The 19,166-nt window shown below is 65.8% G+C and carries 20 protein-coding genes; 11 read left to right on the plus strand and 9 right to left on the minus strand.

Translation table 11 applies throughout. The features are described from left to right. Window positions 1-263: 263 nt before the first annotated feature. On the minus strand, window positions 264-1,082 hold the full coding sequence (locus ARC23_RS06660; RefSeq protein WP_057496517.1) for a hypothetical protein: 819 nt from the start codon (window positions 1,080-1,082) through the stop codon (window positions 264-266). A 458-nt stretch (window positions 1,083-1,540) separates the two neighbouring features. Between ARC23_RS06660 and ARC23_RS06665 the strand changes: the two genes are divergently transcribed. The 9 genes from ARC23_RS06665 to ARC23_RS06705 all read left to right on the plus strand — a co-directional run bounded on the left by ARC23_RS06665 (window position 1,541) and on the right by ARC23_RS06705 (window position 8,758). Continuing rightward, the gene (locus ARC23_RS06665; protein WP_181358707.1) at window positions 1,541-1,906 is read left to right on the plus strand and encodes a hypothetical protein; all 366 of its coding nucleotides are present in this window, start codon (window positions 1,541-1,543) and stop codon (window positions 1,904-1,906) included. Between the two features lie 31 nt (window positions 1,907-1,937). Further along, window positions 1,938-2,738, plus strand: a complete 801-nt coding sequence (gene atpB, locus ARC23_RS06670) for a F0F1 ATP synthase subunit A (RefSeq protein ID WP_057496519.1) — start codon at window positions 1,938-1,940, stop codon at window positions 2,736-2,738. 74 nt (window positions 2,739-2,812) lie between these two features. After that, a complete protein-coding gene (gene atpE / locus ARC23_RS06675) occupies window positions 2,813-3,118 on the plus strand; it encodes a F0F1 ATP synthase subunit C (protein WP_005411133.1) in 306 nt (101 codons plus the stop codon). Window positions 3,119-3,224: 106 nt separating this feature from the next. Then, the gene (locus ARC23_RS06680; protein ID WP_005419512.1) at window positions 3,225-3,695 is read left to right on the plus strand and encodes a F0F1 ATP synthase subunit B; all 471 of its coding nucleotides are present in this window, start codon (window positions 3,225-3,227) and stop codon (window positions 3,693-3,695) included. 2 nt (window positions 3,696-3,697) lie between these two features. Further along, window positions 3,698-4,225: a F0F1 ATP synthase subunit delta gene (locus ARC23_RS06685; protein ID WP_049461482.1), complete on the plus strand. Its 528-nt coding sequence runs from the start codon at window positions 3,698-3,700 to the stop codon at window positions 4,223-4,225. 44 nt (window positions 4,226-4,269) lie between these two features. Further along, window positions 4,270-5,817 carry a F0F1 ATP synthase subunit alpha gene (gene atpA / locus ARC23_RS06690; RefSeq protein ID WP_049461479.1) on the plus strand — a complete coding sequence of 516 codons (1,548 nt, stop codon included), beginning with the start codon at window positions 4,270-4,272 and terminating at the stop codon, window positions 5,815-5,817. Between the two features lie 97 nt (window positions 5,818-5,914). After that, window positions 5,915-6,778: a F0F1 ATP synthase subunit gamma gene (atpG, locus tag ARC23_RS06695; RefSeq protein WP_006471334.1), complete on the plus strand. Its 864-nt coding sequence runs from the start codon at window positions 5,915-5,917 to the stop codon at window positions 6,776-6,778. Between the two features lie 37 nt (window positions 6,779-6,815). Further along, window positions 6,816-8,222, plus strand: a complete 1,407-nt coding sequence (gene atpD / locus ARC23_RS06700; RefSeq protein ID WP_005419510.1) for a F0F1 ATP synthase subunit beta — start codon at window positions 6,816-6,818, stop codon at window positions 8,220-8,222. A 113-nt stretch (window positions 8,223-8,335) separates the two neighbouring features. Then, entirely contained in the window at window positions 8,336-8,758 is a 423-nt protein-coding gene (locus ARC23_RS06705; RefSeq protein WP_005411127.1) for a F0F1 ATP synthase subunit epsilon, read from the plus strand. A gap of 103 nt (window positions 8,759-8,861) precedes the next feature. On the opposite strand, the gene ARC23_RS06710 is transcribed toward ARC23_RS06705, so the two are convergent. Continuing rightward, window positions 8,862-9,245, minus strand: a complete 384-nt coding sequence (locus tag ARC23_RS06710; RefSeq protein WP_057496520.1) for a GtrA family protein — start codon at window positions 9,243-9,245, stop codon at window positions 8,862-8,864. Window positions 9,246-9,331: 86 nt separating this feature from the next. Between ARC23_RS06710 and glmU the strand changes: the two genes are divergently transcribed. Next, entirely contained in the window at window positions 9,332-10,699 is a 1,368-nt protein-coding gene (gene glmU, locus ARC23_RS06715) for a bifunctional UDP-N-acetylglucosamine diphosphorylase/glucosamine-1-phosphate N-acetyltransferase GlmU (RefSeq protein WP_057496522.1), read from the plus strand. Continuing rightward, window positions 10,668-11,201 carry a GNAT family N-acetyltransferase gene (locus ARC23_RS06720; protein WP_057496523.1) on the plus strand — a complete coding sequence of 178 codons (534 nt, stop codon included), beginning with the start codon at window positions 10,668-10,670 and terminating at the stop codon, window positions 11,199-11,201. The genes glmU and ARC23_RS06720 overlap by 32 nt, the downstream gene beginning before the upstream one ends. A gap of 89 nt (window positions 11,202-11,290) precedes the next feature. Here ARC23_RS06720 and ARC23_RS06725 read toward each other — a convergent pair whose 3' ends face one another. The 7 genes from ARC23_RS06725 to ARC23_RS06755 all read right to left on the minus strand — a co-directional run bounded on the left by ARC23_RS06725 (window position 11,291) and on the right by ARC23_RS06755 (window position 19,075). After that, the gene (locus tag ARC23_RS06725; protein WP_057496524.1) at window positions 11,291-12,643 is read right to left on the minus strand and encodes a sensor histidine kinase; all 1,353 of its coding nucleotides are present in this window, start codon (window positions 12,641-12,643) and stop codon (window positions 11,291-11,293) included. After that, window positions 12,640-13,986, minus strand: a complete 1,347-nt coding sequence (locus ARC23_RS06730; protein WP_057496610.1) for a sigma-54-dependent transcriptional regulator — start codon at window positions 13,984-13,986, stop codon at window positions 12,640-12,642. Before ARC23_RS06730 ends, ARC23_RS06725 begins: the two co-directional genes overlap by 4 nt. A gap of 120 nt (window positions 13,987-14,106) precedes the next feature. Further along, window positions 14,107-14,481, minus strand: coding sequence for a PDZ domain-containing protein (locus tag ARC23_RS06735; RefSeq protein WP_203226345.1), 375 nt, complete (start codon window positions 14,479-14,481; stop codon window positions 14,107-14,109). Between the two features lie 16 nt (window positions 14,482-14,497). Beyond that, the gene (locus tag ARC23_RS06740; protein WP_057496526.1) at window positions 14,498-15,700 is read right to left on the minus strand and encodes an ABC transporter permease; all 1,203 of its coding nucleotides are present in this window, start codon (window positions 15,698-15,700) and stop codon (window positions 14,498-14,500) included. A gap of 21 nt (window positions 15,701-15,721) precedes the next feature. Next, window positions 15,722-17,026 (minus strand): ABC transporter permease, encoded by a 1,305-nt coding sequence (locus ARC23_RS06745; protein ID WP_057496527.1) that lies wholly within the window; start codon window positions 17,024-17,026, stop codon window positions 15,722-15,724. A 10-nt stretch (window positions 17,027-17,036) separates the two neighbouring features. Continuing rightward, on the minus strand, window positions 17,037-17,762 hold the full coding sequence (locus ARC23_RS06750; protein WP_057496528.1) for an ABC transporter ATP-binding protein: 726 nt from the start codon (window positions 17,760-17,762) through the stop codon (window positions 17,037-17,039). A 35-nt stretch (window positions 17,763-17,797) separates the two neighbouring features. After that, window positions 17,798-19,075, minus strand: a complete 1,278-nt coding sequence (locus ARC23_RS06755) for an efflux RND transporter periplasmic adaptor subunit (RefSeq protein ID WP_057496529.1) — start codon at window positions 19,073-19,075, stop codon at window positions 17,798-17,800. Window positions 19,076-19,166: the final 91 nt, after the last annotated feature.

Consider the following 19,166-nt stretch of genomic DNA (forward strand, 5'->3'; position numbering starts at 1 on the left):
GCAGCGGCTCGGCTTGCGGATAGTCGAGAGCCGGTGCTCAGGCCGCCTGGATGCATGACACGCGGAGGGAGCGGGCGCTGTGTGCGAAGTAAAGGAGGAGGTGACGGCTGCGGGCCGGCGCCGGGGGACATTCGCACGCAAGCCCCTCTCCCCCCAGCGCTCGACCAACCCGCTTCTGCTCTTCTGACAGGAACCCACAAAAAAGCGCGGCCCCGATGTTCCGGAGGCCGCGCCAGGAGAGAGAGCGTGGAAGGGACGAGGGATCAGAACACGAAGCTGACGCCGGCCACCGGGCCCTTGAATTCCTGCTTCAGGCCGATGGTGCCATCGCTGCCCTTCTTGTCCGCATCGAGCTTGAACCAGTCATAGCCGGCAAACACGCCGAAGTTCTTGGTGAAGCGGTAATCGACGATGGCGTTGGCGCGGCTCAGGTCGCCCTTGTAGTCGTCGAAGCTGCCCCAGCGCGTGTTGAGGTACTGGCCCTGCAGGGTGATCATCCACTTCTCGGACGGGGTGAAGCTCAGCCGTGCGCCCACCACCGGCGCCACGCCGTCGGTCTTCTCGTTGAGGAACTGGCCTTCGTAGACAGTGCCCAGATCGGCGTAGGCCTTGGTGCTGACCTTGGCGTACTCGGCACCCAGCTGCAGGCCGAGGTCGAAGGTATCGGTGTCCACCACCGAGTAGTCATAGACCAGGCTGGCCACCTGGTACTTCAGCTCGCCCTTCACGAAGCTGCCGGATGGCACGTTGACGTCACCGAAGGAGATGTCCTGGCCCAGGGTCTCGCGGCGGTCCTTGTCGTACTTGAAGTAGTTGAACAGCAGGCGCTGGCGGTTGCTGATACGGAACATGCCGTCGATGCGCGGCTCCCACTCCTTGCCACCCAGCTTGAAGTCCTCGGAGAAGCCGATGTCCTGGCCGGCGACATTGGTCTTGCCGCGGAGCGTGTTGTCCGAGTCGATGTTCATCGCACCCAGGCGCAGGGCAAAGCGGTCATCGCCTTCGGCGGCGTGGGCGGCATTGGCGAACGAAGCGCCGGCGGCGAGCAGGGAGAAGGCGAGCAGGGTGGGTACGGGGCGCATCGAAGAGTCCTTGCAGGGGTTCATCAGAATGAAGACCACTGTGCCGGACGCCGGCGTCCACCATCCGTGAACGTATGGTCCACGTCATGTGGACGGTTCAGCGCTGTCGCGATGGTGCAAAAAGATGGCCCCGGAGACGGGCTTCGGGGCCATCCTGGGACCTGCGGGGGTGGAGCCGACGAGGATGCTGCAGGCAGGTCGAATGATCGGACCGGCGCTGTCGGCGAAAGTTCCGTCGCCTGCGACCAAAGTTTAATATTGCGCCGCAACATGACACGGACGTCATTGTCCCCGGGGCGGAACGCAAAAATGTAACCGTTACCGCAACTTGCGGCCTTCAGGGATGAACAGGGAGCGGTTGTCTCGCAAATTGTCCCATTGCTATAATTTGGCGGCTCGATGAGGCCCCCCTGCTGTAGCCGCCTCAGCCATCCACTTGCAACCACGCGGGACGTCCTGTGCTGAACTCCGTTGATGCGGGTCGGCGACTGATGCTGCGCGCCGCGGTCTACCCGCTGGCCGCGGTCGCTGTCCTGGCCCTGGCCTTCCTGCTGGTGGGTCCGAAATATGCCCTCGGCGCGCTGGCGTCCGGTGTGGCCATTTCGGCCGGCGGCTGGGTTGCGGCTCGAATGGCGCTCAGTGGCGGGGCGGTGGCGGCGGGTTCGGCGATGGCGCGGCTGATCGTCGCGATCGTGGCCAAGTGGGTAGTCGTTTTCGGCGTCCTGCTGGTGGGGTTCCTGGTCTTCAAGCTGCCTGCACTGGCGCTGTTGGCCGGTATCGCCGTCGGCCTGATGTTCCAGGTCCTGGCCATGGCCAGGCGTTGACAAAAATTCAAATAACTAAGGTTCCGGACACATGGCGGGCGAGGCTCTAACCCCTACCAGCTACATCCAGCATCACCTGCAGAACCTGACCGCTCCGGTCGGCAAGGGTGAGGGTATGTTCTGGCATATCCACGTCGATACCTTCCTCACTGCGGTCCTGATGGGCCTGGTGATCGTGGTTGCCTTCTGGCTGGGCACCCGCAAGGCCACCGCCGGCGTGCCGGGCAAGTGGCAGGCCTTCGTGGAAATCTGCCTGGAGTTCGTCGACCGCCAGGCCAAGGACACCTACCACGGCAAGAGCAAGCTGGTCACGCCGATCGCCATCACCATCTTCTTCTGGATTCTGCTGATGAATCTGCTGAAGATGATCCCGGCCGACTTCATCGCCAAGCCGCTGGAGATGGCCGGTATCCACTACTGGAAGCCGGTGCCGACCGCTGACGTCAACGCCACCCTCGGCATGGCCTTCAGCGTGTTCTTCCTGATGCTGTTCTTCGCCCTGCGTGCGAAGGGCCTGGGCGGTTTCATCAAGGAATTCCTGACGGCGCCGTTCGGCAAGTGGATGATGCCGTTCAACCTGATCCTCAACATCGTCGAGTGGCTGAGCAAGCCGATCTCGCTGGCGATGCGACTGTTCGGCAACATGTTCGGCGGCGAAATCGTGTTCCTGCTGATCTGGGTGCTGGGTGGTGCCGGTTTCTTCGGTGCCATTGCCGGTGGTGCGTTCGGCCTCGGCTGGATGCTGTTCCACCTGCTGGTGATCCCGCTGCAGGCCTTCATCTTCATGATGCTGTCGATCGTGTACCTGAGCCTGTCGGAAGACGCTCACTGACGTTTCAAGCTTCAACGCGTTTCAACCTTCATCCGTTTCATCACCCTTAGCAACTTAAGTTCCTGGAGATAACCATGTACTTCGCCGTCCTGACCAACTTCGCGCAGATTCAGAGCTCCACCGCCCTTGCCGTCGGCATCATGATCGGCCTGGCCGCGCTGGGCGCCGGTCTGGGTCTGGCCATCATGGCTGGTAAGTTCCTGGAGTCGGCCGCCCGCCAGCCGGAACTGATCCCGGTCCTGCAGGTCCGCATGTTCATCACCGCCGGCCTGATCGACGCCGCGTTCATCATCTCGGTCGCCGTCGGCCTGCTGCTGGCCTTCGCCAACCCGCTGTCGGCTGCCTTTGCTGGCGCCGTCACCAAGGCTCTGGCCGGCTGATACAGCGGTTTGAGACGACCGGGTGCTGATGCACCCGGTTTCGGATGAAGGCCGGATGCGCCGCTACGGCGGCGCGTCCACCCCGAAACCAGCGATCGAGCTAACCATGAATATCAATTTCACCCTTCTTGCGCAGGCGCTCGCCTTCGCTGGTCTGATCTGGATCATCGCGACCAAGATCTGGCCGCCGCTGATGAACGCGATCGAAGAGCGCCAGCAGAAGATTGCTGAAGGCCTCGCTGCTGCCGACCGCAGCCAGAAAGATCTGGCCCAGGCGCAGGAGAAGGTCAACGAAGCGCTGAAGGAAGCCCGCACCAAGGCCAACGAGATCATCGATCAGGCCCACGCGCGCGCCAATCAGATCGTCGATGCCGCCCGCAACGAAGCGATCACCGAAGCCACCCGCCAGAAAGAACTGGCCCAGGCTGAAATCGACGCCGCCGCCAACCGTGCCCGCGAAGATCTGCGCAAGCAGGTATCCGCGCTGGCCGTGACCGGTGCCGAAAAGCTGCTCAAGCGCGAAATCGACGCCAACGCCCACAAGGCGCTGCTCGACGAGCTGGCCTCGGAGATCTAAGGATGAGCCAGGCCCTCACGCTTGCCCGCCCGTACGCCCGCGCCGCGTTCGCGACCGCGCGCGACGAAGGCGCGTTCGCGCCGTGGTCGGACGCCCTGGCGTTCTCCGCCCACGTCGCCGCCGACCCGCGCGTGGCGGCCCTGCTCGCCAACCCGGAGCTGGGTCGTGACGACGCCGTCGCCCTGCTGGCGCCGGTGTCGCACGGCGAGACCTACTCGCGCTTCCTGGCCATCCTGGCCGAATCGCATCGTCTGCCGCTGCTGCCGGAAATCTCCGGCATGTTCGACGCCCTGCGCGCCGAAGCCGAGCACGTGGTCAAGGCCACGGTGACCTCGGCCGCCGAGCTGTCGGCCGCTGAGCTGGATGCGATCAAGGTCGCGCTGCGCAAGCGCTTCAACCGCGAGGTCGACGTGACCACCGCGGTCGATGCCTCGCTGATCGGCGGCGCCGTGATCGACGCCGGCGACGTGGTCATCGATGGTTCGCTGAAGGGCAAGCTGGCCCGTCTGCAGACCGCGCTCGCTAACTGAATTCATTTAACGTCCGGCCCCGCTGCCGGCACTAGGACTTGACGATGGCAACCACGCTCAACCCCTCCGAAATCAGCGAACTGATCAAGAACCGCATCGAGAAGGTCAAGCTGGCCGCGGAATCGCGCAACGAAGGCACCGTGACCAGCGTGTCCGACGGCATCGTGCGCATCTTCGGTCTGGCCGACGTGATGCAGGGCGAAATGATCGAACTGCCGAACAACACCTTCGCCCTGGCCCTGAACCTGGAGCGCGACTCGGTCGGCGCCGTGGTGCTGGGTGACTACGAGCACCTGCGCGAAGGCGACGTCGCCAAGACCACCGGCCGCATCCTGGAAGTGCCGGTCGGTCCGGAACTGCTGGGCCGCGTCGTGAACGCGCTGGGCGAGCCGATCGACGGCAAGGGCCCGCTGGGCACCGAGCTGACCGCTCCGGTGGAGCGTGTTGCGCCGGGCGTGATCTGGCGCAAGTCGGTCGACCAGCCGGTGCAGACCGGTTACAAGTCGGTCGACGCGATGATCCCGATCGGCCGTGGCCAGCGCGAGCTGATCATCGGTGACCGCCAGACCGGCAAGACCGCGATGGCCATCGATGCGGTGATCAACCAGAAGGGCACCGGCATCAAGTGCGTGTACGTTGCGATCGGCCAGAAGGCTTCGACCATCGCCAACATCGTGCGCAAGCTGGAAGAGAACGGCGCGCTGGCCCACACCATCGTGGTGGCCGCCACCGCTTCCGAATCGGCTGCGATGCAGTACATCAGCGCCTACTCGGGCTGCACCATGGGTGAGTACTTCATGGACCGCGGCGAAGACGCGCTGATCGTGTACGACGATCTGTCCAAGCAGGCCGTGGCCTACCGCCAGATCTCGCTGCTGCTGAAGCGCCCGCCGGGCCGTGAAGCCTACCCGGGTGACGTGTTCTACCTGCACTCGCGCCTGCTGGAACGTGCGGCCCGCGTGTCCGAGGAATACGTCGAGAAGTTCACCGAAGGCAAGGTCACCGGCAAGACCGGTTCGCTGACCGCGCTGCCGATCATCGAAACCCAGGCCGGCGACGTGTCCGCCTTCGTTCCGACCAACGTGATCTCGATCACCGACGGCCAGATCTTCCTGGAAACCGACCTGTTCAACGCCGGCATCCGCCCGGCCGTGAACGCCGGTATCTCGGTGTCGCGCGTCGGTGGCTCGGCCCAGACCAAGATCATCAAGAAGCTGTCGGGCGGCATCCGTATCTCGCTGGCCCAGTACCGTGAGCTGGCTGCGTTCGCGCAGTTCGCCTCGGACCTGGACGAAGCGACCCGCAAGCAGCTGGAGCGTGGCCAGCGCGTCACCGAGCTGATGAAGCAGAAGCAGTACGCGCCGATGTCGATCGCCAACCAGGCGCTGTCGATCTACGCCGTCAACGAGGGTTACCTCGACGACGTGCCGGTCAACAAGCTGCTGGCGTTCGAAGAAGGCCTGCACGCCCACTTCGCCAACACCCAGGGCGAGCTGGTCAGCAAGGTCAACGCCACCGGCGGTTGGGACAACGACATCGAAGGTGCCTTCAAGAAGGGCATCGCCGAGTTCAAGACCACCGGCAGCTGGTAATCGCGGTCCTGTAGAGCGGAGCCCCAGGCTCCGCTGGACCAGATGACAAACGGTTGAACAACGCGGGGCAACCGCCCCGCGCCACGGGAAACAAGAGATGGCAAGCGGACGCGAAATCAAAACCAAGATCAAGAGCGTGCAGAACACCCGCAAGGTGACGCGCGCCCTGGAAATGGTCTCGGCCTCCAAGATCCGCAAGGCGCAGGATCGGATGAAGACCTCGCGTCCGTACGCGCAGGCGATGAAGCAGGTGATCGGTCATCTGGCCCAGGCCAGCACCGACTACCAGCATCCGTTCCTGGTCGAGCGCGAGCAGGTCAAGCGGGTCGGCTTCATCGTGATCTCCTCCGATCGCGGCCTGGCCGGCGGCCTGAACAACAACCTGTTCCGCAAGATGCTGGGCGAAGCCAAGGCATGGCAGGACAAGGGGGCCGAAGTGGACCTGGTGACCATCGGCCAGAAGGCTTCGACCTTCTTCCGCCGCGTGAAGGTCAACATGGTCGGCAGCGTGACCCACATCGGCGACGTGCCCAAGCTGGAATCGCTGATCGGTGTGATCAAGGTCATGCTCGACGCCTTCACCGAAGGCAAGGTCGACCGCGTGTACCTGGTCTACAACCGCTTCGTGAACACCATGACGCAGAAGGCCAGCTTCGATCAGCTGCTGCCGCTGCCGCCGGCTGAAAAGCAGGTCGCTCACCACGACTGGGATTACCTGTACGAACCCGATGCCGCGACCGTGCTCGAGCATGTGATGACGCGTTACATCGAATCGCTGGTGTACCAGGCACTGCTGGAAAACGTCGCCTCCGAGCATGCGGCACGCATGGTTGCGATGAAGGCGGCGAGCGACAACGCCAACAAGCTGATCGGCACCCTGCAGCTCGTCTACAACAAGGCGCGCCAGGCAGCGATCACCCAGGAAATCTCCGAAATCGTCGGCGGCGCGGCAGCAGTCTGACCGCGTTCGTTCAAAGCACACATTAGAGGATGCAGCAATGAGTCAGGGCAAGATCGTTCAGATCATCGGCGCGGTCGTCGACGTCGAATTCCCGCGTGAGTCGGTGCCGAAGGTGTACGACGCGCTGAAGGTCGAGAACACCGAAATCACCCTCGAAGTCCAGCAGCAGCTGGGCGACGGCGTGGTGCGTACCATCGCCCTCGGTTCCACCGACGGCCTGAAGCGCAACCTGGTTGCCGTCAACACCGGCCGTGGCATCTCGGTGCCGGTCGGCGCCGGCACCCTGGGCCGCATCATGGACGTGCTGGGCCGTCCGATCGACGAAGCCGGCCCGGTGGCCGCCAGCGACAACTGGGAAATCCACCGCGCTGCGCCGTCGTATGAAGACCAGTCCCCGGCCACCGAACTGCTGGAAACCGGCATCAAGGTCATCGACCTGATGTGTCCGTTCGCCAAGGGCGGCAAGGTCGGCCTGTTCGGCGGCGCCGGCGTCGGCAAGACCGTCAACATGATGGAGCTGATCAACAACATCGCCAAGGCGCACAGCGGTCTGTCCGTGTTCGCCGGCGTGGGTGAGCGTACCCGTGAGGGCAACGACTTCTACCACGAAATGAAGGACTCCAACGTCCTGGACAAGGTGGCGATGGTGTACGGCCAGATGAACGAGCCGCCGGGCAACCGTCTGCGCGTCGCCCTGACCGGCCTGACCATGGCCGAGTACTTCCGCGATGAGAAGGACGAAAACGGCAAGGGCAAGGACGTCCTGCTGTTCGTCGACAACATCTACCGCTACACCCTGGCCGGTACCGAAGTGTCGGCACTGCTGGGCCGCATGCCGTCCGCCGTGGGTTACCAGCCGACCCTGGCCGAGGAAATGGGCGTCCTGCAGGAGCGCATCACCTCGACCAAGAATGGCTCGATCACCTCGATCCAGGCCGTCTACGTTCCCGCGGACGACCTGACCGACCCGTCGCCGGCGACCACCTTCGCCCACCTGGACTCGACCGTCACCCTGTCGCGTTCGATCGCCTCGCTGGGTATCTACCCGGCCGTCGATCCGCTGGACTCCACCAGCCGCCAGATGGACCCGCTGGTCATCGGCCACGAGCACTACGACACCGCCCAGCGCGTCCAGCAGACCCTGCAGAAGTACAAGGAACTGAAGGACATCATCGCCATCCTGGGCATGGACGAACTGTCCGAAGAAGACAAGCAGGCCGTGTCGCGCGCCCGCAAGATCGAGCGCTTCTTCAGCCAGCCGTTCCACGTGGCCGAAGTGTTCACCGGTTCGCCGGGCAAGTACGTGCCGCTGAAGGACACCATCCGTGGCTTCAAGGCCATCGTCGATGGCGAGTACGACCACCTGCCGGAGCAGGCGTTCTACATGGTCGGCGGCATCGAAGAAGCGGTCGAGAAGGCCAAGAAGATGGCCGAGAAGGCCTGATCCGGGACGGGCGGGAGCGATCCTGCCCGACCTGACGCCGGTGCCGGGCAACCGCCCGCGCCGGTGGACCCCCACGGTGGCATTGCGCCGCCGCGAACAGCGAAGAGATTTGCATGAGCACGATCCGTTGCGACATCGTCAGCGCCGAGCAGGAAATCTTCCGTGGCGAAGCGACCCTGGTCGTGGCCACCGGTGAGCTGGGCGAACTGGGCATCGCGCCCAAGCACGCGCCGCTGATCACCCGCCTGAAGCCGGGCAAGGTGGTAGTGACCACGCCGAATGGCGAGCAGCTGGATTTCGCCATTTCCGGCGGCATCCTGGAAGTGCAGCCGCAGGTGGTGACCGTGCTGGCCGACACCGCGATCCGCGCGCAGGACATCGACGAAGCCTCGGTCCGCAAGGCCAAGGAAGAAGCCGAGCGCATCCTGGCCAACCGTGGCGAAGCGATGGAAGTGGCCGAAGCCCAGCAGAAGCTGGCTGAAGCCGTTGTCCAGCTGCAGGCGCTGGAACGCCTGCGCAAGACCCTCAAGCACTGAGGTTCACGCGCTGCATCCACGAGAACGCCGGCCCTGTGCCGGCGTTTTTGTTTGTCTGGCGGGGCAGCACCGACTTGCGTGCCGATCCGGATCCCGCCTCGTATCAGCGATACACCACATAGCGCATCAGCAGGAACGACACGCAGGCCAGCCCGCCTTCCACCAGCGGCTTGGCCAGCCAGGTGTACTGCAGTCCGAGGGCATGATCGACCAGGCTCACCAGCAGCGTGCTTGCCGCGGTCATCAGCAGCCAGAGCACGAAGAAGCGGGCAAAACGCTTCCAGCCCAGCCGATGGCTGCCGGCCTCGGCAAAGGTGTAGCGGCCGTTGAGCCAGAAGCCCAGCAGCATGCCGGCCAGGCGCCCGGTGATGTTGGCCGGTGCCACCGGCATGCCCAGCGCGGTGGCGAGCACGAACACCAGCCAGTCCACCAGCAGCTGCACGAGCCCGATGACGAGGTAGGCGCTTCCCTGGCGGACGAGGCTCATCGGCAGGTCTGAAGAGGAGGAGGGATGCCCATGTTAACGGCCCACGCTCTAGAATCATCGGCAACGACCCACGGACCGCTGTTGCCATGACCCAACCCCTGCACGTCATCATCCTCGCCGCCGGCGCCGGCAAGCGCATGAAGTCGGTGTTGCCGAAGGTGCTGCAGCCGATTGCCGGCGAGCCGATGCTGGCACACGTGATCGCTGCGGCGCGCCAGCTGGACCCGGCGGCGATCCACGTGGTCTACGGCCACGGCGGCGAAGCCGTGCGCCAGTACTTCGCTGGCCAGCAGGATCTGCAATGGGCTGAACAGGCGCAGCAGCTCGGTACCGGCCATGCGGTCGCACAGGCGATGCCGCAGGTGCCCGATGCCGCGCAGGTGCTGGTGCTGTACGGTGACGTGCCGTTGATCCGCGCGCAGACGCTGCGCGACCTGCTGGCGCAGCCGGGCCGGCTGGCGGTGCTGGTGGCCGAGGTGGCTGACCCGACCGGCTATGGTCGCGTGCTGCGCGATGCCGAGGGCAAGGTCGGTGCGATCGTCGAGCAGAAGGATGCCAGCGACGAGCAGCTGCGCGTACGCATCATCAACACCGGCATCATCGCCGCGGAATCGACCGCGCTGCGCCGCTGGCTGTCGCAGCTGTCCAACGGCAACGCGCAGGGCGAGTATTACCTGACCGACGTGTTCGCCTTCGCCGCCCATGAGTACACCCCGGCCGAGATGGCGCTGGTCGCCGACCCGCAGGAAGCGGAAGGGGCCAATGATCCCTGGCAGCTGGCGCAGCTGGAGCGTGCCTGGCAGCGCCGCGCGGTGCGTGCACTGTGCGCGCAGGGCGCGCGCGTGCGTGATCCGGCGCGGCTGGATATCCGCGGTACCGTCACCGTCGGCAGCGACGTGCTGATCGACGTCGACGTGGTGCTGGAGGGCAACATCGTGCTCGCTGATGGCGTCACCATCGGTCCATTCAACCGCCTGAAGGACGTCAACCTGGGGCCGGGCACCGACGTGCGTGCGCACTGCGATCTGGAGGGTGTAGTTACCGAGGGTGCCGCGCAGATCGGCCCGTTCGCGCGCCTGCGACCGGGCACCGTGCTGGCCGATGGCGTGCACGTCGGCAACTTCGTCGAGACCAAGAAGGTCACGCTGGGTGTCGGTAGCAAGGCCAATCACCTCACCTACCTGGGCGATGCGGTGATCGGCAGCAAGGTGAACATCGGCGCTGGCACCATCACCTGCAACTACGATGGCGTGAACAAGTCGACCACCACCATCGGCGACAACGCGTTCATCGGCTCCAACAGCTCGCTGGTGGCACCGGTGACCATTGGCGACGGCGCGACCATTGCCGCCGGTTCGGTCATCACCCGCAACGCGCCGGACGGCAAACTGACACTGGCACGTGCCCGACAGGAAACCATCGATGGCTGGAAGCGCCCGCTCAAGAAGTCCTGAGCCCCGCATTCCCCGCGCCGATGAACTCGGTGTGCTGCCCGGCATCGAGCAGCGCGCCGGCGAGGTGTTGAGGGGCCATGAGGCCTATCCGGTGTTCGCCGGGCATGGCCTGGACCTGCCGACGCTGCAGGACGGCCTTGAGCGTGGGCAGCTCTGGGTGGTGGATGGCGCCGGCGGCGGCATTGCCGGCTACCTGCTGGCCGGCGAACTGGCAGGCGAGTTCCATGTCCTGCAGATGGATGTGGATCCAGCGCATGCGCGCCGCGGTCATGGCCGCGCGTTGTTACGCCATGCATTGGCACAGGCCAGGACCGGCGGCTACGCAGCAGCGGTGCTGACTACGTTGTCCGACGTGCCCTGGAATGCGCCTTTCTATGCCAGCGAAGGATTCGAGGTGGTGCCCGAGACGCGGTGGAGCGATGGCCTGCGCGCGCTGATGGCCGAAGAGGCCGCGCTGGGATTTCCAATGCATCTGCGCGTGGTGATGCGGCGCGTCTGGTAGTTGCCGGCCTTGGCCGGCATATCCGCGCATGGCGTGGATCTACCGACAGGCCGACCAAGGTAGGCGGCTACCGTCAACCCCGTTGCCGCTCAACCCACCGGCAACAGGATCGACACGCACAACCCACCGTCGGCGCGGTTCTGCAGTGATACGCGCCCGCCGTGTGCCTCCACGATCTCGCGCGTCAACGCCAGCCCCAGCCCGGTGCCATTGCGCTTGGTCGAATAGAACGGCATCAACGCGTTCTGCAGCACCTGCTCGTTCATGCCCTTGCCACGGTCAAGCACATCCAGCCGCAGCCATTGCGGCAGCCGTGTCAGCTGAACCTGCACGTCATCGTTGGGTGGTTCGGCTTCGGCACAGGCCTCGTGCGCATTCTTCAGCAGGTTCAACAGCGCCTGCCCGAACTGCGCGATGTCGATGCGGCTGCTCAGTTCCTCGTCCGGCTCGCGCTCCATGCCGAACGGAATCTGCTGGCGCAGGCTGGACAGGAACGGCGCCCAGTGCACGGTCTGCAGCTGCGGCTGTGGCAGCTTGGCAAAGCGCGCATAGCCGCGGATGAAGCCCTCCAGGTGGCGCGCACGGTCTTCGATGGTGGTGAAGATTTCCGGCAGCCGGTCGAAACGTTCGCGCTGCACCAGCACGCCGCCGGAATGGGCCAGCGAGGCGATCGGCGCCAGCGAATTGTTCAGCTCATGGCTGATGACCCGGATCACCTTCTTCCACGTCTGCACTTCCTGGCGGCGCAGTTCGGCGGTGAGCAGGCGCACCAGCAGCAGGTCATGCGGGCGCCCGTTGAGCTGGAACGCCCGGCGCGAGAGGTGATAGACCTGCTCGTCGTCCTCATCGGCATCCTCGCCTTCGGCATGCACCGCGAACAGGCTGTCACCGCCACGGGCGATGGCATCACGCAGTTCCACCGGCACCTGCTCCAGCACATCGTCCAGGCGTTGGCCTTCCAGCTTCCAGCCCCCATGCAGCAGCTTGCGTGCAGCCAGGTTGGAAAACACCACGCGCGAAATGCCATCGCCGCCAGAAGCGATCAGCAGCATCGCCACCGGCGTGTTCTGCACCATGGTGTCCAGCAGCAGCTCGCGTTGCACCAGGCCCTGCCGTTGCGCGCGCAGTACATCGCCCAGCTCACGGTGGGCCTGCACCAGGTCGCCCAGCTCATCGTTGCCGGGCCAGTGCACGCCGAAGTTGTACTCGCCATCGCGGTAGCTGCTGGTGGTGCCGGACAAGGCGCGCATCAGCGAACGTACCGGCGCGGTGGCGCGGCGCAGTGTCCACCACATCAGCAACAGCAGGATCAGTGCCGAAACCGTGGTAACCACCCAGCCGTGGTCCATCCAGTACGCCAGCAGCCAGGGCAACGCGGCAGCCAGTGCCAGCACCGGCAGCAGGCGAAGGAACAGGCGGAAGGTGAACGAGCGCCGCTTCATTCGCGCGGAATACCGTGGCGATCCATGCGCCGGTACAGCGCCTGACGGCTCAGGCCAAGTTCGGCTGCGGCCTGGGCGATGACGCCGTGATTGCGCGCCAGTACGTCCTCGATGCGCGCACGGTCGGGATCATTGCCCGCACTGGGCGCAGGCCGGGGCGGCGCAGGCGCCCGCGGCAGATTCAGGTCGGCCACTTCGATGCGGTTGCCGGTGGCCAGCAGCTCGGCGCGCTGGATCACATTGCGCAGCTCGCGCACATTGCCGGGCCACGGATGCCGCTGCAGCGCGGCGATGGCGGCGCTGGACAGCGGCTTGCCTGCGGTCAGGAAGCGCTCGGCCAACGGCACGATGTCACCGGGGCGCTCGGCCAGCGGCGGCAACACCAGCTCCACGGTGTTGAGCCGGTAGTAGAGGTCCTCGCGGAAGCTGCCATCGCGGATCATCGCCGGCAGGTCGGCATTGGTCGCACTGACCACGCGCACCTTGACCTGGCGCTCGCGGTTGGAGCCCAGGCGCTCGAAGCGCCCGGTTTCCAGTACACGCAACAGCTTCATCTGCCCGCCCAGCGACAGGTTGCCGATCTCATCCAGGAACAGCGTGCCGCCGTCGGCCGCTTCGAACTTGCCTTCGCGTGCCTTGTTGGCGCCGGTGTAGGCGCCAGCCTCGGCACCGAACAGTTCGGCTTCGATCAGCTCCGATGGCAGTGCGCCGCAGTTGACCGCCACGAATGCCCCTTTGGCGACCAGCGAGTTGGCCTGGATGATCTGCGCGATCTTCTCCTTGCCGGCACCGTTGGGGCCGGTGATCAGCACTGGCAGTTCCGAGCGTGCGACCTGGCAGGCCAGGGTGATCACGCGTTCACTGGCCGGATCGGCGACCACGGCACCGCACAGGTCGTACTTTTGCTCCAACGCGTTGCGCTGGCGCAGTTCGCGCGAGCGACGGCGGTCCAGCTCGCGGCGTGCCTCGGACAGTTCCAGCAGGTTGTTGACCGTGGTCAGCAGCTTGCGGTCGTCCCAGGGCTTGGCCAGGTAGTCGGCCGCGCCGGCCTTGACCAGGTCGACCGCACTGCTCAGATGAGTCCAGGCGGTGAGCAGGATCACCGGCAGGTCCGGGTGGCGCGCGCGGATCTGTGCGAACAGCGCCTCGCCTTCTTCACCGGAGGTGGTGTCCTCGCTGAAGTTCATGTCCTGGATCACCAGGTCGACCGGCTGCGATTCGAGCAGCGCCAGGCCATCGGCCGGGGTCTGCGCCTGCAGGGTGTCGATGTCATGCAGGGAGAACAGCACGTCCAGGGCGGTGCCCACGCTGGCGTTGTCGTCGATGATCAGGATCGAAGGCATCAAGCAGTTCTGCGGAAAGGGATGGGCGGCGCCGTTGGAGCCGTTCGCGTGCAGGCGCCGGGAGAGCCCGGCGCCACCCATCAAGCATAGCCAAACCAACGCCCGTGCAGGGCGCGTTGCTCAGCGCAGCGGCGCCGGAGGCGGTGGCGGCGGTGGCGGCGGTGGTGCGACCAGCGCCAGGCGCCAGGCGGCCGCGTCCACCGGCACCGTCAGCTCGCGCTTGTCGCGGCGCAGCAACAGGTACACGGTCGGTGCGGTGGTCTGGCGCAGGGCCTCGCTCAGATGCTCGACCTGGCGCACGGCGACATCGTCCACGCGCAGGATGCGGTCACCGCGGCGCACGCCGAAGCGTCCCTCCGGTTTGGCCATCTCCACATGTACCTGGCCCTCGGTCGAGCGCAGCGACAGCCGCGCTTCGTCCTGGCGCCATTCCAGCGTCTGCGCGCTGCCACCGCCGGCCAGCGCCGGCAGCGGCAGAAGCAGCATCAGTACCATCGTGCAGGCGCGCATCTCAGGCGCCTCGCGTAGCGACTGCCGGCGGCACCGCCGCCGCACGCCGGGCCGGCCCGAACACTGCAATCTGGCCCAACGTCCACAGCAGCAGGGCGCCCAGCGGCAGGTACAGCAGCGGCATGCGCGGCAGCTCGTACAGGTTCATCAGTGCCAGGTTGATCGCGTAGGCGGCCAGCATGCCCAGCACGATGCCCAGCGTGGCCAGCAGGAAGTTCTCGGTCTGGAAGTAGCGCAGGATCTGGCCACGGGTGGCACCGAGTGCGCGGCGGATGCCGATCTGCTTGCTGCGCTGCTGCACCCAGAAGCTGGCCAGCCCGACGATGCCAAGCGCAGTGACCACCAGCAGCGCCACGCAGACGGTGATCAGCAGGCCGACCATTGCCCGGTCGTTCTTGAAGAAGTCCTCGCGCTGGTCGGTGAACGACTGCTTCTCGCGGATCAGGCGGTTGGGATCGTTACGGTCCAATGCGGCCAGGGCGGCCTTGAGCACCTCATCGCGGCGCGCAGGATCGGTGCGCAGCATGTAGATGCCGTCGCCGAAGACGTGGCGCACCGGCATGATCATGGTGTCATCCCAGTTGTTGCCCCAGCCATTGGGCGTGGCCAGCGTATCGACGATGCCGATCACGTTCACCGTCTGCTTGCCCATGTAGTACGTCTTGCCCAGCGCATTGCCGTCCGGCGCCATCTTGTGCGCGGCGGCCTGGCTGAGGATCACCGGCGTGCCGTTGGCCTTGCTCAGGTTCTCGAAGTCGAAGTACTCGGCCGGCTGGAAGTCGCGGCCGGCAACCAGGTTGAGGCCCAGCGTGCGCAACGCGTCTTCGGAGAACGTGTACATGCCGACGCTGGCCGTCGGCCGTTCCTGGTTCATTTCGCGCGAGATGCTGGTGTTGGACGAACTGTTGCGGAACGGCACCTGGTTGATCACGCTGACCGCGGTGACCCCGGGGATGGCGCGCAGCGATGCCAGGTCCTCGCGGGTACGGGCGGCGGCATTGGTCTGCTTGCCGACGCCGGTCACGCGGACCAGGACCAGCTCGTTTTCAGCCATGCCGCTGGTCCGGCTGATGCGCTCCACGCGCTGGCTGACCAGGAACAGGGCATTGCAGACGATGGCGCAGGTCAGGGCGATTTCAAGCACGATCAGCGCGGCAGCGGTCTTGTGCCGGCGCAGGGTGCTGAGGATGGGGCGGATGTCCATGGGAAGTCCTCGTTCTCGTGCTTACTGCGACTTGAGCTGGATGGCGGGAGTGACCTGCATCGCGCGCCAGGCGGGCAGGAAGCCGGCGGCGAGGCTGGCGAGCAGGGTAAGGCCCAGCGCAAGCAGCAGCATGCTGCCATCCAGGTGGGCCAGCTGCGCGTAGCTGACGGGCTGCTGGCGGACCGCGTACAGCCCCAGCAGGGCCAGTCCGATGCCGAGCACGCCGCCGACCACACCCACGGCACCGGCTTCGACCAGGCACTGCAGGAAGATCTGGCCGCGGCTGGCGCCCAGCGCGCGGCGCACACCGATCTCGCCGCTGCGGCGCAGGAACTTGGCCAGCAGCAGGCCTACCGTGTTGACCAGGCAGACGCCGAGGAAGCCCAGGGCCAGCCACAGCTGCAGCCGCACGTCGCTGGGTACCGCGCCCTTGAAGTCCAGCCACTCCATCACGTTGCGCAGGCGGACGTTGACCGGGCGTTCGAAGCGGCCGGCCTGGCGCTGCAGGCTGGAGTAGTTCTCCAGATAGCGCCGGTAGTCGCCGGCCTTGGACGGATCCATCTCTGCCCAGTACTGCAGGTAGGCGCAGGGCGCGTTGACGGAGTAGCTGTTGGCGCCGTCGGGATTTTCGCCGAAGCAGTTCATGTTGCCATTGCTGCCCAGCTGCAGATCGAACGAGGTGGAGATCGGCGCCAGCAGATCCTCTTCCTTGCCGAACGCGCCGGTGGTGAGGTCGAAGAAGTGCGGCTCCGGGTTCCAGGCCTTCATGACGCCGACGATGCGCAGCGCATTGCCCTCAAGCCGGATTTCGCGACCGACGCTGTTCGCGCCCTGGAACAGCTTCTCGTTGAGCGCCTTGGAGATGACGGCCACGCGGGCCCGCCCGTTGTCGTCCTCGCGGGTCCACGGCCGCCCGTACTGCATGGGCACGTTGAACATCGGGAAGAAGTCGGCCGAGGTCCAGCGGGTGTCGATGGAGAACGGCTTGAGCGTACTGTTGTCCGGTTCGATCGTTGCATCACCGGCAGTCATCATCACCTGGCGCTCGGCTTTCGCTTCGCGCAGCAGGGCTTCGGCGTCATAGCGCGTCATCTGCTCTTCCGGCTCCTCCTCAAGGCCGAAGCCGTTGCGGGGCCGTGGGTCAATCTGCGCGTAGAACAGGCGCTCGCTCTTGTCCGGAATGGGGTTGCCGGACAGGACGTGGAACACGGTCAGGGTGGTCATCGAGGCGCCGATGCCGAGCGCGATGGCGATCACCATCAGTGCGGTCAGGACCTTGTTGCGGCGGAAGCTGCGGGCCGCCAATCGGGCGTAGTAGGCGAACATGGTCGGGCCCTCACTCGTTGACGGCGACGATGTGGCGCACCGGCGTGGCCAGCACCGGCTCGCGCACCAGGTCGGTGACCTGGCCATCGACGATGTGCACGTTGCGCTGCGCGCGCGCGGCCAGTTCCGGGTCGTGGGTGACCATCACGATGGTGGTGCCGGCGGCGTTGATCTCCTCCAGCAGCTCCATCACGCCGCGGGCCATCTGCGTGTCCAGGTTGCCGGTCGGTTCGTCGGCCAGCAGCAGGCGCGGGCTGCCAGCCAGGGCGCGCGCGATGGCGGCACGCTGCTGCTGGCCGCCGGACAGTTCATTGGGGTAGTGCTTCATGCGCGAGCCCAGGCCGACCTGGCTCAGCGCCTTTTCGATGCGCTCGCGGCGCTCGCTGGCGCTCATCTTCCGGTAGCGCAGCGGCACGTCGACGTTGTCGAACAGGTTCAGGTCGGGAATCAGGTTGAAGCCCTGGAAGATGAAGCCGATCTTCTGGTTGCGCAGGCGGCTGCGGGCGTCGTCGCCCAGCGTGCTCACGTCCTGGCCGTCGAGCATGTAGGTGCCGCTGGTGAAGGTTTCCAGCAGGCCGGCGATGTTGAGGAAGGTGGTTTTGCCAGAGCCTGACGGGCCGGTGACGGCGACGAACTCACCTTCCTTGACCTGCAGTTCCAGCGAGCGCAGTGCGTGGGTTTCCACTTGTTCGGTGCGGAAGACTTTGGCGACCGAACGCATTTCGAGCATGTACATGGGGTGTCCTCTCTCCAGGATTCAGGGTTCAGGTATCAGTTGACGGAGACGCGTTCGGCGTCCTTGAACAGGTCGCTGCCGGAGACCACGATGCGGTCGCCCGGCTGCACACCCGACTTGATTTCCACTTCGCCCAGGCTGCTGACGCCCAGTTCCACCGGACGCCGCACCGCGGTGCGGCCATCCATCACGTAGGCCACGCCATTGCCCTGTTCGACGAACGGGCCGCGCTCGACCTTCAGCACGTCCTTGCGGGTGTCGAGCAGTACGCGCACCGACATCCGCTGGCTCTGGCGCAGGCCTTCCGGCTGTGCGCTGGCGAAGCGCACGCGGGCATTGACCTCGCCGTTGACCACTTCCGGTGACACCGCGCTGATCTCGCCCGGGAAGGGCTTGCCGTTACCACCGGTCAGCTGCGCCGGCATGCCGATGGCCAGGTCGCGGGCGAAGCTTTCCGGTACCTTGATCTCGACTTCGAACTTGGACAGATCGACCACGCCCAGCACCGGCGCATTGGCGGCCAGGTTGGTGGACTGGACGGCCTGCACCTGGCCGACCTGGCCATCGAACGGTGCGCGCAGGGTCAGTGCATCGACCTGGCGCTGCACTTCAGCCACCACGGCCTTCTGGCGGTCGGCCAGCAGGCGCTTGTTGCGGGCATCCAGGTCAGCGCCCTGGCTCTGCAGGCGGGCATCGGTGGTGGCATTGGCCAGGGTGATGTCGGCCTTCTTCAGCGAATCCTTGGCCTTGGCCAGATCGATCTGCGGTACTGCGCCGCCGTCGTAACCGCGCTGGTAGCGTTGCAGGTCGCGGTCGGCGGCCTGCCGTTCGATGGTGGCCTGGTCGGTTTCCTTGCGCGACTTGGCGCGGGCCAGGGTGGCATCCAGCGCGGCGCGGCTGGCCTCTGCCTCCAGGCCGGCCAGGGTGGCCTGTTCCTGGGCCAGCTTGCTGCGCAGTTCCGGGCTGTCGATGATCGCCAGCTCCTGGCCCTTCTTCACCACATCGCCGGCGACCACCTTCAGGTCCACGGTACCGGCCGAGATGGCGTACAGGATCGGGCTGTTGGCGGCGATCACGCGGCCGTCGGCGGCGATGTCGCGCACCAGGTCGCCACGCTTCACTTCGGCGATGCGCACGCGGCTGCTGTCGAAGGAGCGACTGGCATTGGACCAGGCGTGCACGGCCCAGCCGATGCCGGCGATCAGGGCGATGGCACCCAGGGCCGGCCAGCGGTAGCGATGCCAGGTGGCGCGGGTGGCGCTGGCCGGGGCGGAGGAAACGATCTGGTCCTGGGCGGAAGTGTCGCGGATCATCGGGTACGTGCCTGACGGTGGTAGCCAGTACCAAGCACGCAGCGTGCCAACTTTATTTCATTTGTTTTCAATGGGTTGGAGATGGCGTGGC

This window comes from Stenotrophomonas beteli (genome assembly GCF_001431665.1).
GTDB lineage: Bacteria > Pseudomonadota > Gammaproteobacteria > Xanthomonadales > Xanthomonadaceae > Stenotrophomonas > Stenotrophomonas beteli.

What these genes read in the sequence shown, in the direction of transcription:
- ARC23_RS06660 (WP_057496517.1), bottom strand. Translation starts at nt 1,082, where the DNA reads ATGCGCCCCGTACCCACCCTGCTCGCCTTCTCCCTGCTCGCCGCCGGC.
- atpB (WP_057496519.1), top strand. Translation starts at nt 1,938, where the DNA reads ATGGCGGGCGAGGCTCTAACCCCTACCAGCTACATCCAGCATCACCTG.
- atpE (WP_005411133.1), top strand. Translation starts at nt 2,813, where the DNA reads ATGTACTTCGCCGTCCTGACCAACTTCGCGCAGATTCAGAGCTCCACC.
- ARC23_RS06680 (WP_005419512.1), top strand. Translation starts at nt 3,225, where the DNA reads ATGAATATCAATTTCACCCTTCTTGCGCAGGCGCTCGCCTTCGCTGGT.
- ARC23_RS06685 (WP_049461482.1), top strand. Translation starts at nt 3,698, where the DNA reads ATGAGCCAGGCCCTCACGCTTGCCCGCCCGTACGCCCGCGCCGCGTTC.
- atpA (WP_049461479.1), top strand. Translation starts at nt 4,270, where the DNA reads ATGGCAACCACGCTCAACCCCTCCGAAATCAGCGAACTGATCAAGAAC.
- atpG (WP_006471334.1), top strand. Translation starts at nt 5,915, where the DNA reads ATGGCAAGCGGACGCGAAATCAAAACCAAGATCAAGAGCGTGCAGAAC.
- atpD (WP_005419510.1), top strand. Translation starts at nt 6,816, where the DNA reads ATGAGTCAGGGCAAGATCGTTCAGATCATCGGCGCGGTCGTCGACGTC.
- ARC23_RS06705 (WP_005411127.1), top strand. Translation starts at nt 8,336, where the DNA reads ATGAGCACGATCCGTTGCGACATCGTCAGCGCCGAGCAGGAAATCTTC.
- ARC23_RS06710 (WP_057496520.1), bottom strand. Translation starts at nt 9,245, where the DNA reads ATGAGCCTCGTCCGCCAGGGAAGCGCCTACCTCGTCATCGGGCTCGTG.
- glmU (WP_057496522.1), top strand. Translation starts at nt 9,332, where the DNA reads ATGACCCAACCCCTGCACGTCATCATCCTCGCCGCCGGCGCCGGCAAG.
- ARC23_RS06720 (WP_057496523.1), top strand. Translation starts at nt 10,668, where the DNA reads ATGGCTGGAAGCGCCCGCTCAAGAAGTCCTGAGCCCCGCATTCCCCGC.
- ARC23_RS06725 (WP_057496524.1), bottom strand. Translation starts at nt 12,643, where the DNA reads ATGAAGCGGCGCTCGTTCACCTTCCGCCTGTTCCTTCGCCTGCTGCCG.
- ARC23_RS06730 (WP_057496610.1), bottom strand. Translation starts at nt 13,986, where the DNA reads ATGCCTTCGATCCTGATCATCGACGACAACGCCAGCGTGGGCACCGCC.
- ARC23_RS06735 (WP_203226345.1), bottom strand. Translation starts at nt 14,481, where the DNA reads ATGGTACTGATGCTGCTTCTGCCGCTGCCGGCGCTGGCCGGCGGTGGC.
- ARC23_RS06740 (WP_057496526.1), bottom strand. Translation starts at nt 15,700, where the DNA reads ATGGACATCCGCCCCATCCTCAGCACCCTGCGCCGGCACAAGACCGCT.
- ARC23_RS06745 (WP_057496527.1), bottom strand. Translation starts at nt 17,026, where the DNA reads ATGTTCGCCTACTACGCCCGATTGGCGGCCCGCAGCTTCCGCCGCAAC.
- ARC23_RS06750 (WP_057496528.1), bottom strand. Translation starts at nt 17,762, where the DNA reads ATGTACATGCTCGAAATGCGTTCGGTCGCCAAAGTCTTCCGCACCGAA.
- ARC23_RS06755 (WP_057496529.1), bottom strand. Translation starts at nt 19,075, where the DNA reads ATGATCCGCGACACTTCCGCCCAGGACCAGATCGTTTCCTCCGCCCCG.